This window comes from Microcoleus sp. AS-A8, from assembly GCA_039962225.1.
GTDB lineage: Bacteria > Cyanobacteriota > Cyanobacteriia > Cyanobacteriales > Coleofasciculaceae > Allocoleopsis.
Genome location: JAMPKV010000010.1, coordinates 135,402 through 147,630, shown reverse-complemented (window position 1 = coordinate 147,630; position 12,229 = coordinate 135,402). Strand labels below are relative to the sequence as shown.

Annotated in this window: 10 protein-coding genes; 6 read left to right on the top strand and 4 right to left on the bottom strand. The window is 47.4% G+C overall.

Annotation, left to right across the window (positions count from 1 at the left end):
* Positions 1-88: 88 nt before the first annotated feature.
* Positions 89-442 (bottom strand): hypothetical protein, encoded by a 354-nt coding sequence (locus tag NDI48_17610; protein ID MEP0832991.1) that lies wholly within the window; start codon positions 440-442, stop codon positions 89-91.
* Between the two features lie 174 nt (positions 443-616).
* On the opposite strand from NDI48_17610, the gene pds reads away from it, so the two are divergent.
* Together pds and NDI48_17600 are read left to right on the top strand one after the other, a co-directional pair.
* Positions 617-2,041 (top strand): 15-cis-phytoene desaturase, encoded by a 1,425-nt coding sequence (gene pds, locus NDI48_17605; GenBank protein ID MEP0832990.1) that lies wholly within the window; start codon positions 617-619, stop codon positions 2,039-2,041.
* A gap of 38 nt (positions 2,042-2,079) precedes the next feature.
* Complete coding sequence (locus NDI48_17600) at positions 2,080-3,009, top strand: phytoene synthase (GenBank protein ID MEP0832989.1); 930 nt, start codon at positions 2,080-2,082, stop codon at positions 3,007-3,009.
* Positions 3,010-3,080: 71 nt separating this feature from the next.
* On the opposite strand, the gene NDI48_17595 is transcribed toward NDI48_17600, so the two are convergent.
* The 3 genes from NDI48_17595 to NDI48_17585 all read right to left on the bottom strand — a co-directional run bounded on the left by NDI48_17595 (position 3,081) and on the right by NDI48_17585 (position 4,630).
* The gene (locus NDI48_17595) at positions 3,081-3,605 is read right to left on the bottom strand and encodes a hypothetical protein (GenBank protein ID MEP0832988.1); all 525 of its coding nucleotides are present in this window, start codon (positions 3,603-3,605) and stop codon (positions 3,081-3,083) included.
* Positions 3,606-3,695: 90 nt separating this feature from the next.
* Positions 3,696-3,887: a 30S ribosomal protein S21 gene (rpsU, locus tag NDI48_17590; GenBank protein ID MEP0832987.1), complete on the bottom strand. Its 192-nt coding sequence runs from the start codon at positions 3,885-3,887 to the stop codon at positions 3,696-3,698.
* A gap of 428 nt (positions 3,888-4,315) precedes the next feature.
* Positions 4,316-4,630 (bottom strand): RNA-binding protein, encoded by a 315-nt coding sequence (locus NDI48_17585; protein ID MEP0832986.1) that lies wholly within the window; start codon positions 4,628-4,630, stop codon positions 4,316-4,318.
* 327 nt (positions 4,631-4,957) lie between these two features.
* On the opposite strand from NDI48_17585, the gene NDI48_17580 reads away from it, so the two are divergent.
* The 4 genes from NDI48_17580 (at position 4,958) to pruA (ending at position 12,193) form a co-directional block, all read left to right on the top strand.
* Complete coding sequence (locus tag NDI48_17580; GenBank protein MEP0832985.1) at positions 4,958-5,473, top strand: hypothetical protein; 516 nt, start codon at positions 4,958-4,960, stop codon at positions 5,471-5,473.
* 827 nt (positions 5,474-6,300) lie between these two features.
* Positions 6,301-7,683 carry a CRTAC1 family protein gene (locus tag NDI48_17575; protein MEP0832984.1) on the top strand — a complete coding sequence of 461 codons (1,383 nt, stop codon included), beginning with the start codon at positions 6,301-6,303 and terminating at the stop codon, positions 7,681-7,683.
* Between the two features lie 340 nt (positions 7,684-8,023).
* Positions 8,024-8,818 carry a cobyrinic acid a,c-diamide synthase gene (locus tag NDI48_17570; protein ID MEP0832983.1) on the top strand — a complete coding sequence of 265 codons (795 nt, stop codon included), beginning with the start codon at positions 8,024-8,026 and terminating at the stop codon, positions 8,816-8,818.
* Between the two features lie 402 nt (positions 8,819-9,220).
* The gene (gene pruA / locus NDI48_17565; protein ID MEP0832982.1) at positions 9,221-12,193 is read left to right on the top strand and encodes an L-glutamate gamma-semialdehyde dehydrogenase; all 2,973 of its coding nucleotides are present in this window, start codon (positions 9,221-9,223) and stop codon (positions 12,191-12,193) included.
* Positions 12,194-12,229: the final 36 nt, after the last annotated feature.

Below are 12,229 nucleotides of genomic sequence, written 5' to 3'. Positions count from 1 at the left end.
CGCTCTTGCTAGAGAATATTCCCAAAACCCAGATTTTGTAGAGGCGTTAACGTTAGAAAGAGCGGTAGCGCCCTTTTTCTATTCGGTTTCAATCCCCCCACTGAATTTCATGCTCGTAAAAGGCTTTGAAGGATTTGGGGCAGGAAAGTTGAAATCGGGTGTGTTTGGCCTCCACACCCTCTTGAAACCGATTGTGAATTGTTTCGGATCGTTTATACAGTCGCTTGTATATTGCTAGGTTGGGGCAAATTACTACCAGTTCGGTTAAGCCGTTGTTGTGGCTGGTGATTCTCCATTCACAATGGCTAAATAGGGCTTTGAGAGAACTGTCTAGCTTTTCATAGAGGTCTTGTCGCTGCTCTCTGACAGCTGTTAGCTCTCTGGCTAGAGCCAAATCTTCTGGTGAAAGCGGAGACGGTTGATCGAGGTTGTCTTGACTCATGACTTTTCTTACCAGTTGGGCGGGGTGCTAAATCCTCCAAGCCGATCATAGAAAAGATAAGAATGTGGAATTCGGAAGAATCCTTGGCTCAAGTTGGCGAAATGTAACAGAATGCAAACTATAATGAGACCCAGAGAACACTTATCAGCACCTAACTAAGAGTATTACCATCACATGCGAGTTGCGATCGCTGGAGCAGGTCTAGCAGGACTTGCCTGCGCCAAATACCTTACCGATGCGGGTCACACCCCAATTGTTCTAGAACGCCGAGACGTTCTGGGCGGAAAAGTTGCAGCCTGGAAAGACGAAGACGGAGACTGGTACGAAACCGGTTTACACATTTTCTTCGGTGCTTATCCCAATATGCTGCAACTGTTCAAGGAGCTGGATATTGAAGATCGATTGCAGTGGAAAGAACACACGATGATCTTCAACCAACCGGAAACACCCGGTACTTACTCCCGATTCGACTTTCCGGATTTACCTGCACCGATCAATGGCATTGTGGCGATTCTTCGCAACAACGACATGCTGACTTGGCCGGAAAAAATTCGTTTCGGTTTGGGTCTGATTCCAGCCATCATCAACGGGCAGAAGTACGTGGAGGAGATGGATCAGTACTCTTTCTCCGAGTGGCTCAAAAAACAAAACGTGCCGCCACGGGTGGAGAAGGAAGTCTTCATCGCCATGTCCAAGGCGCTGAATTTCATCAACCCAGACGAGATTTCCTCAACCGTCATTCTCACCGCCCTGAATCGCTTCCTTCAAGAAAAGAACGGTTCTAAGATGGCGTTTTTGGATGGTTCTCCGACGGAGCGACTTTGCCAACCGTTGGTCGATTACATCACCGAACGGGGTGGGGAAGTGCGATTGAATGCGCCGATTAAAGAATTTTTGCTCCATGCTGATGGTACGGTGCGGGGGTTCTTGATTCGCGGCTTGAATGGGGCAAAGGATGAAGTTCTAACCGCTGATACCTATGTGTCGGCAATGCCGGTAGACCCCTTGAAGGTAATGCTCCCTGAGCCTTGGCGTGGGATGGATTTCTTCAAGCAGCTCGATGGGTTAGAGGGCGTCCCTGTAATCAACTTGCATTTGTGGTTTGACCGCAAGCTGACGGATATCGACCATCTGCTATTTTCGCGATCGCCGCTACTGAGTGTCTATGCCGACATGAGCAACACCTGCAAGGAATATGCCAATCCCAACCGATCCATGTTGGAACTGGTACTAGCACCAGCCAAAGATTGGATTAACAAATCTGATGACGAAATTGTAGATGCCACAATGGCTGAGTTGGAAAAACTCTTTCCCCAGCACTTTGGCAGCGAAGACTCCGCTAAACTGCTAAAATATCACGTCATCAAAACACCGCGATCGGTCTACAAGGCAACACCAGGACGCCAACAGTACCGACCCTCGCAAGTGACGCCAATTGCCAATTTTTACTTAACTGGCGATTACACCATGCAACGTTACCTAGCGAGTATGGAGGGTGCCGTACTTTCTGGTAAGCTGACAGCGCAGGCTATTGCCAGAAGTCAGGAGAAAGGCGTCAGTCGTCAGGAGTCAGAAGTTCAACTCGCTCCTACACCCTAGTCCCTCAACCTTAGCCCTTAGCTCGCCGTCTGCTACGAATGCTCCAACTGTCTTACTCTCCACGCATGAGAACGCTGGCCTCCCAGTCGGAAGCTTACGAATATTGCCGCCAAATTACGGCAAAATACTCCAAGACGTTTTACCTGGGCACGCTGCTGATGCCAGAGGAAAAACGTCGCGCGATTTGGGCGATATACGTCTGGTGTCGTCGGACTGACGAACTGGTGGATGGTCCCCAAGCTGGCTTAACGACACCTGAGACACTTGATCGCTGGGAACAACAGCTAGAATCCGTTTTCGCGGGACAGGCAATAGACGACCCCGATGTGGCTTTGGTCGATACATTGCAACGCTTCCCACTGGATATTCAGCCGTTTCGGGATATGATTGCGGGTCAGCGGATGGATCTGTACCGCAGTCGCTATGAGACGTTTGAGGAACTCAAGCTCTACTGTTACCGCGTAGCAGGAACAGTGGGTTTAATGACCAGCCCTGTGTTGGGTGTGGACAGCTCAGTTGGCAGAGCGCCCTGGGATTGGCAGCAAGCCGATTATAATCCAGCAGAAGAAGCGATCGCCTTAGGCATTGCCAATCAGCTCACTAACATTCTGCGGGATGTGGGAGAAGATGCTCAGCGGGGTCGGATTTATCTTCCTTTGGAAGAACTGGCGCTGTTTGACTACACCGAAGAAGACTTACTTAATGGTGTTGTTGATGACCGTTGGCGCGAACTCATGCGCTTCCAAATTCAACGGGCACGTAAGTTCTTCAACGAGTCAGAAAAAGGCATCCGATCACTCACTCCTGACTCCCGTTGGCCTGTTTGGGCGGCATTGATGCTCTATCAAGGCATTCTCGATGTGATTGAACACAACCAATACGATGTCTTTAGTACAAGAGCTTACGTTCCCAAACCCCAGAAGCTGCTGACCTTGCCTGTTGCATGGCTCAGAGCCCAAGCCCTTTAGACTGGGTTAAAGCGGCTTGCACGAATCTCAGGAAAACTTGACTAGAAAGACTTGGCACTCGGCAGCAGATTCTATAGCCCTACACCGACGGGAATAGGAGAAGGTTTGCTCTCTTGCCAAGCTTTCTGAGTCCAAATTTCCTTGTTGGAAGAAACATTGGACGGTTTGAAATAAAACGGATGGGGTGGCTCAGAGGAATAGGAAGCAGAACCATTTTCCTGGGACTTCACCAAGCTAACTAACCAAGGTAAAAAGTCCAAAATTTCTTCGGGTAGTAGAGTTAACTCGAAGTCCCAACCCTGATTCATTCCTCGACAACCTCTTCTCCACTTGGCGGCTGTTGCTATACCGCCTCCCTTGTTCACAGACACCCGCAGAATAAATGGGCGTTCAGGGAGTAATTCATCTGGGGCTTTATAAGCAAAAACACGTAAATAATTGAACCGTTGTCGGTCATCTATCCAAAATGCGATGGGGGGATTACCCGTAGATGGATGACTAGTTGTAATACTCACGGACATATTCATCGCTGCGGCGAAGCCAGAGTAGAACTCCCGTCTAAGCTGAGAAATCACACGTATTGCTTCTGGAGTCATAGTTAAACCTTTGAGAAATATCGCCTCAATCGCTCTGTTTTGAGTTTCTAAAAAACAGATTCATTCACCTAGTTTTATTGAAGACGGATTTCATTTGAATCGATACTGTCTCTTACTCTGCTTATGTCTGGCAATTTCTTTACGCTTACGCTTTTGAAGAGGTGTTTCAAAGTGACGATTCTTCCTCATATCTGGGAATATTCCGGCTTTGGAAACTTGTCGCTTAAATCGACGGAGGGCTGATTCAATCCCTTCGTTTTCGCCAAGAATGACTTGGGTCATCTTCTCTCCTTGTGTCATTGACAATCTAAAATTTTTAAGCCTAACCCCCCGGAGGCTTTACTCATAGCATTAGCGGAGCTACGTTGGATAACGCGGCGAGGGAGTCACCCTTTGGTCTAGCCAGCGATCGCGTCATGGGGCGTGCTAAGTATAACGTCCATTCAGACCTTTGAAGCTAGCGGAGCCTTAGGGTCATACTAAAGTTTTGAGCGAAAACTGAGCCACTCCAAAGGTGTGATCCATCCAAAATCCGTTTCACTGAACACTTAGGGTAGGAAGATGGCAAGAAATCGACTCTTTTTCTCACTGGAGAAGAGTTCGCGCTCCTGAAACACCTGCTATAAACCATCCAGTAAGCCTGAGTTTAAAAAAGGGTAGATTCTTTGTCTACCCTTAAGACCTCAGAGTTAAATTTTGAATCTTGAAGCTTAATTGTAGTTGCGTCTTGAAGATCTGCCTGAATTCCCCCAGTTCCCCCCCCCACCAGAGGATCTTCTGTCTTCGCGAGGCTTAGCCTTATTCACTTTCAGGTCACGGCCCATCCACTCCGCACCATCAAGAGCCTCAATCGCAGCAGTTTCTTCTGCCTCTGTTCCCATTTCTACAAAAGCAAACCCTCTGGGTCTCCCGGTTTCTCGGTCGGTAGGCAATTGAACTCTACTGACCGTTCCATATTCTTTAAAGATTTCGCCGAGGTCTTCTGCTGTAACCTCATACGATAAATTGCCGACATAAATTGACATGGAGGTTCTCCAGAATCAGTGGTGTAGAGAACTAGATTCGGAGAGTGGCTTGTCTGTACTCAAGTGCAAACTACGCAGCCGAATTTAATGTTCTGTCGGGATTGTAACACAGATGTGAATGAACCACCTTGCAGCGTTTGAGGAGCATAGGCTTCCATCGCGTCGAGGCCGACGCACTACACTAGGCCACCTTGGCAGAAGTTTTTGACCACTGTTAAGAGGAGGGGAGTGGGGGAGAGATGAGGAATTGAGAACTCCTTTGCTATTTCGGGTACTTGATAGTACAAATGCACTATCAAGCATTAGCCACGTACCCGCTTTCTCACGATGAAAGAACTACAAGCCGGAATTCAACTCGTTCGGAGTAAGTGCATTCAACTGAATCGATATCCTGTGTTTAAAAAGAAGGCATTGCCGCCCGTAGCAGTGGAATCGTTGCCACAAAAGGCTAAGGTTTACCAAAAATCGCTTTTGTCTTTCCCGGTGACGCCTCCAGCAGGGATACGGCAGCGAACAACTCAGGGGTTGAGACGCCTGAAGAATCAGGCAGAACGGCTCAATCAGCTTTCAGCGGAGTTAGAAGCGGCGGTATTTGAGTTTAAAGCGATCGCATCTGAAGTGAACCAAGACTGGAAAGCCGTTCAAGCCATGCAGGAACCGAGGAGTGCGATAGCGGATATTTGTAAGTACCAGGCTGTGCATGTCCCACGCGTTCAACAAAAATCCTCTGGTTCATTTGTGATGACCTCACAAAGGGTGGATTTATTCCAAGCGGAACGGGAAGCTGAATTACTAGCACAAACATTGCGGCGTCGAACGAAAAAAAAACGACACAAGGGTTAGGGTCATTGGATGAGAACTTCCTAGGGTGGGCATTGCTCACCCTACTTGCTTTTTCTCAAGATTTAGTGAGTCTCAATCAATTTTGAAAGTTGGGTACCCGTTATTTTAATCGGTAATAGTTTGTGAAATTTTTTTAAGGTCACCGATGTGTTTCGGTTGGGCTGGGAACAAAAAACGAGGGTTTTACATCTTGCATCAAAAGTAACCCTCACCCTCACAATGAGCAATAGTTTAGGAGAGGTTTGCCAAATGGAAAATCTTTCTGAGGACAGAAACTTTTGAACCCAGAGATATGCCAACCTAGAGCTTGTTGACCACTGCTGATACTTGAGAATTCATAATATAGATTTTGGAAAAAGTTTATTTTCAAGTATGCAAGGTGCAGCGAAGCAAATTTGAAAAGTTTCTTTTGACACTACCTTTTCTATTTTGAATCACTACAGGTACTCGCCCCCGGACTGAAAGGAAAATTGGCAATAGTGAATGAGTCAAGACTCAAGAAATAGAATTAATCTTAAATTTAGGTATTAGTAATAACTGAAATTGGGTAACAATTGAATTACCCGTATGAGAATTCTTGTCCCGCCCCGGCCTAATCGTGAAAGTTTAATCATATCGGAATCCATGCTGACGCTACAAAAATTCCCATCCCTAATCCAATGAGATCAGTGGATTTTATCCTGTCAGGAACCAAGCGTATTTTGCCCTTTTCCTGTGAAATCTACTCCTTACTCGATCTATGAACTCGAAGTTTTAACTCCAGGCCAGTTTTTTTGCCTAGTGAGAATGGTGCAAGATCGGAGTAATAACCCAAATCAGCCATCAAGATGTTTACTAACAAGAGCAAATTCCTGTGGGATAACCCTACTCAGATGAATTACGGCCTTGCCATAACGGATGTCGATGGGGATGGCTCCTTCGAGTTATTTGTGGCGGGGTTTAATGGCCCGAATCTAGTGCTGAAATACAATGGGCAGGGATTGGTCAACATTGCAGATGAAATCCTAGCCGATGCTGGACGCCAAGCCATTGGTGTTGCGGCGGGTGACATTGATGGGGATGGACGGGAAGAAATCTATGTCCTCAATATAGATACGTTTGCTGGGGGAAAAGGAGTGGGCGGTGCCCCTTGGGGCGATCGCTTATTTGACTACCGAGATGGCAAGTGGGTGGATCTATTTTCCTTACCCGAAAATCAAAACCTGCTCAATCTCACTGCCGGTCGTTCCGTAGTTTGTGTAGACCGTAAGGGAACTGGACAATATGGCTTCTTTGTTGCCAATTACGGCGTCCCAATGCGGTTATATGAACTTAATGAAAAGGGTCACTTGGTTGATGTTGCACCAGAAGTGGGGCTGGACTTAACCACCGGTGGGCGTTCTGTTATTTCCCTACCCTTGGTTTCCGATCACATGGATATTTTCGCCGTCAATGAACATGGACGAAACTTTTTGTTTTGCAACCAAGGCGATGGCACGTTTAAAGAGATGGCCCAAATGGCAGGTATTGATGACCCGGATCAAAATGGTCGTGGTTTAGTGGCGTTGGATGCTGATGGAGATGGTCGATTCGATCTGGTTTACGGCAACTGGCTAGGACCCCACCGGATGTATTTACAAGGAGTACCGGGGCACTTTAAAGATGTTGCCCCTCCCGAAATGGCAATTCCCTCTCCGATCCGCACGGTGATTAGCGCCGATTTCGATAATGATGGGTATGAGGAGTTGTTTTTCAACAATATAGGTGAACCCAATCGCCTGTTTGCTTATCGGACAGGGGCTTGGAAAGCCATCGATACAGGGGAGGCTTGGGAACCAGACGGAGCCGGTACGGGTGCGGCGGTGGGTGATTTAGATGAGGATGGTCAACTTACACTTTTCATCGCTCATGGAGAAACCACTGTCCAACCGATCACCTTATATTCCCCACCAGACAATGGTCATGCATGGCTTAGGGTACTTCCCTTAACAGAGCGAGGAGCACCTGCACGAGGAGCGATTGTTACCTTAATTGGGGAAAAACAAACCCAACGCCGAGTCATTGATGCGGGCAGTGGTTATCTGTGCCAAATGGAACCGATCGCGCATTTCGGTTTGGCTGAGCATCCGGTTATTAAACAAGTTGAAGTGCGTTGGCCGGATGGAACAACTGCCAAAATCTCCTCACCGAAGGCGAATCAGCTAATCCGAGTGCCCTATCCTTCTGCCTAAGCCCATTTCGTGACTACCTTTGAACACAGGGGAACCGGAGCTTTAGTAAGGCTCAGGATGGCACAGATTTTTGCGAGTTAGTGATTTCTGCCTGGGTGCACTAGCGAAAAAACACAGGTAGACAAAACCGAAAAATCTCTTGTTTGAGCCTAAGTTTGAGAGGTCTCAATTGACAATCAAGTACGAGTCGTCAAGATTCCCAGACTTATCCGTAAGGCAGAGAAGAAGGTCGCTCAAAACCGACTACAATATTTAGTCCTAGACGAGCCTCACAGGTGGTAAGTTATTTGAAGCTATCTTCGGCTTATTTTTGTTGGCCTTCTTACCGCTCCTTCAAGTTATGAGTGAAGAAAAATATAGAGGAGGGTCGATCTTTGAACAAACTAGCTCAGAAATTCTTTTTGAAGAACTTCCTTCAGACACGAAACAATGGGCTGAAAGTTTGCCTTGGGAGCAACGCCGTCATCTTTTGTTATTGTGTCATCTCATCTGTGTATCCTCTCCAGAGATACAAGCTGAGTTCTTAGATAATTATACGGCGGATGGGTTGGTTTCCAGAAAACTTCAGGATAGAGACACTCAATATACAGTCAAAAAATATTTAGATAAATTTGAGGTTGAAACCGAACTCAATGAATTGGTACTCCGGAGTTATATTAAACAATTTTATGTTCATTCGGCTCAAGATCTACGTAACCAACCTGAATTTTATTTTAAAATCGTCTTTCGTTTGGTGATTAGTACCGAGGAGCAAAACAATATTTTGAATTATATTTTGGGTTTTGAACTCCTCAAGCTGATGTTCCAAATGAGTTGGTTGCAGCACGAGAGGTTATATCAACTTCAGAGAAATCAAGAAGATTTTATTAAGCTTTATATTAAACCGATTCAATTGGCTCATCAAATTAACGGAATAATTATACCAGAACACCGAAAAGAATTCTTTTCTAAACGAGATTATTTTGTCAAAAAGCCCATGCTCAGCCCTAAAAAATTAATTCAGTTAGTTATGGCAACTTTTACAACAGATATAGTCATAGATTTGGGATTTGCAATTATTCGTGACCCAAACTTTTTAGGATTTGATTACGAGTATATTTTTCATCCTGAACCTGACGGAATTTTTCCAGATTAACGATCTCACTAGGGATGGGCAGGGGAACACACGAAAATTTAGAGATGAGATCTCCTCACCCTTCTTTAATTTTTCCCCTTTGAGATGCTCCTAAGGGCAGCGAAGGTCTGTATCTTGATTGATACAATTTGGGTTAAAACAAGCTATGTTTAAAGTACTGAAACTCCCTAACCGCAGCGCATTCAAAATCCTTGGATGCAAAAGGTATCAGGCATAAGAGAGAGTATTAATACTTCATTAATAGTTCATGAATATAGAAACCCTATAACTTCCTGGAAAAGTATAATGGAGGTTTGGGTTAATTCACCAAAAAATGGGGTATTCCGTTGTTGGCGTCAGTGCTACAGACCAACGAGAAACCCCAACTTTCACATCAGTTTTATCCAGGGAGTCATATTAGCTGTGGTCTTAGAAGTATCCGAGCGCCTCTACGAAGCCAAAACCCAAGAAATCGCTAAACAACTTTTGGTAGCCACACGGGAAAAACGCTCCTTTTTTGCCCAGGTGCGCGACCAAATCCGCTGGGATGATAAGTTGCTCGATTGGGCGATGAGTAACCCTGGTTTGCGGGTGCAGCTATTTCGCTTCATTGACACTTTACCCGCATTGCGGAGCAAACCAGAAATTGCCCGTCATTTGCAGGAATATCTAGGCGATGAATCCGTTGAACTGCCATCCGCCCTCAAAGGAATGCTCAACTTTGCCCAAGCGGATTCACTGCCGGGGCAAGTGGCGGCAACAACCGTGGCAACTGCCGTTGAAACATTAGCGCATAAATATATTGCTGGGGAAAATATCAAGCAAACCCTCAAGACAATTGAGCGCTTACGCAAGGATAAGATGGGGTTTACCCTCGACCTATTGGGAGAGGCGGTAATTACAGAAGCCGAGGCGCAATCTTACCTGCAAAGCTATCTCGATTTGATGGAGCAACTCACGCAGGAAGCGCAAAAGTGGTCACCGGTGCAAGAGATTGATTTTGCGGATGGAGAACCTCTACCACGAGTTCAAGTGTCCGTTAAGTTAACGGCATTTTACTCCCAGTTTGACCCTCTCGATCCTCAGGGTAGCCGAGAACGAGTGTGCGATCGCATCCGCACCCTGCTGCGTCGTGCCCAGGAACTCGGTGCGGCGGTTCACTTTGATATGGAACAGTATGTCTACAAAGACATGACCTTTGCCATCCTCAAAGACTTGTTGATGGAAGAAGAATTCCGGACTCGCACCGATATCGGCATGACGGTGCAAGCTTATCTACGGGATAGCGAGAACGATGCCAAAGCTTTGATTAATTGGGCTAAACAGCGGGGATATCCCATCACCGTGCGCTTAGTTAAAGGCGCGTATTGGGATCAGGAGACGATTAAAGCCGCCCAAAAAGATTGGCCTCAGCCGGTATATAACGATAAAGCCGAAACCGATGCCAATTATGAGACGATTACCCAACTTCTGTTGGAAAATCACGAGTATGTTTATTCTGCCATTGGTAGCCATAACGTGCGATCGCAAGCACGAGCAATCGCCATAGCCGAAACCCTCAACATCCCCCGCCGCCGCTTCGAGATGCAAGTGCTCTACGGCATGGGGGATCAACTGGCAAAAGCGTTAGCCAAGCGGGGGCATCGGGTGCGGGTGTATGCCCCTTATGGCGACTTGCTGCCAGGGATGGCTTACCTAATCCGGCGATTGTTGGAAAATACCGCTAATAGTTCCTTCTTGCGGCAAAACTTGGAAGAACGTCCGATTGAGGAACTGTTGGCAGCACCTGTGGTGGAATCGCCCCAACTCTCGCCTGAACTGAGAAAGGGGTTTCCCAATGTAGCCGATACCGACTATGCCGAGGAAGATGCCCGCAAGAAGGCGCAAGCCGCTTTGAAGAGCGTTCGTCAACGACTGGGTAAGACGTACTTACCTCTGATTAATGGGGAGTATCAAACTACATCAGATATCGTTGATTCTGTCAATCCCTCCAACCCCAGTGAAGTCATTGGGAAAATTGGACTCATTAGTGTAGAACAAGCAGAACAAGCCCTGCAAGCGGCGAAAGCAGCATTCCCAGGTTGGCGGAAAACCCCCGTTAGACAACGGGCTGGGGTGTTGCGGAAAGCGGCGGACTTGATGGAACAGCGCCGGGACGAACTCTGTGCGTGGGTGGTGTTGGAAGTTGGCAAACCCCTGCGGGAAGCGGATGCGGAAGTTTCGGAAGCCATTGATTTTTGCCGCTACTATGCCGACGAGGTAGAACGTCTGGATCAAGGGCATAACTACGACATTCCGGGAGAGAATAATCGCTATGTTTACCAACCCAGAGGCATTGCCGTAGTGATTTCTCCGTGGAACTTCCCGTTTGCCATTGCCACGGGGATGACGGTTGCCGCACTCGTGGCGGGGAATTGCACCTTACTCAAACCAGCTGAAGTCTCTACGGTGATTGCTGCCAAATTGGCAGAGATTTTGGTTGACGCAGGCATACCGAAGGGCGTTTTTCAATACGTTCCCGGCAAGGGTTCCAAGGTGGGTGCTTACATGGTGAATCATCCGGATGTGGATCTGATTGCCTTTACCGGTTCCCAGGAAGTGGGATGCCGCATCTTCTCCGATGCCGCTACCGTACAACCTGGGCAAAAGCACCTGAAGCGTGTCATTGCAGAGATGGGCGGCAAGAATGCCATGATTGTCGATGAAAGTGCAGACCTTGACCAAGCCGTGGCGGGTGCTGTGCAGTCGGCGTTTGGCTATAGCGGTCAGAAGTGTTCTGCCTGTTCGCGGGTCGTGGTATTGGAACCGGTGTATGATGCTTTTGTGGAACGGTTCGTGGAAGCGACGCGATCGCTCAATATTGGCCCCGCAGAAGCCCCCAGTACTCAAGTCGGCCCAGTGATTGATGCCACGGCACGCGACCGTATCCGAGAGTATATTGAAACGGGGCGTCAAGAGGCCAAAGTGGCTCTGGAAATGTCTGCACCCGATACAGGTTACTTCATTGGCCCGGTGATTTTTAAGGATGTTTCACCCAATGCCAAGATTGCCCAAGAAGAAATTTTTGGCCCCGTTGTGGCTGTGATGCGGGCGAAGAATTTTCAAGAAGCCTTGGATATTGCCAATGGCACCAACTATGCGCTGACGGGGGGATTGTACTCTCGCACGCCGTCCCATATTGAGCAAGCCTCAGTGGATTTTGAAGTGGGCAACCTTTACATCAACCGTACTATTACAGGTGCGATTGTGTCGCGACAACCCTTCGGCGGCTTTAAGATGTCTGGCGTCGGTTCCAAAGCGGGCGGGCCTGACTATTTGTTGCAATTCATAGAACCGCGCACCATTACGGAGAACATTCAGCGTCAAGGCTTTGCGCCCATTGAAGGAGTGGATTAAAGGTAAAGGGATTTGTCAAGTGAGAATAAATAATTG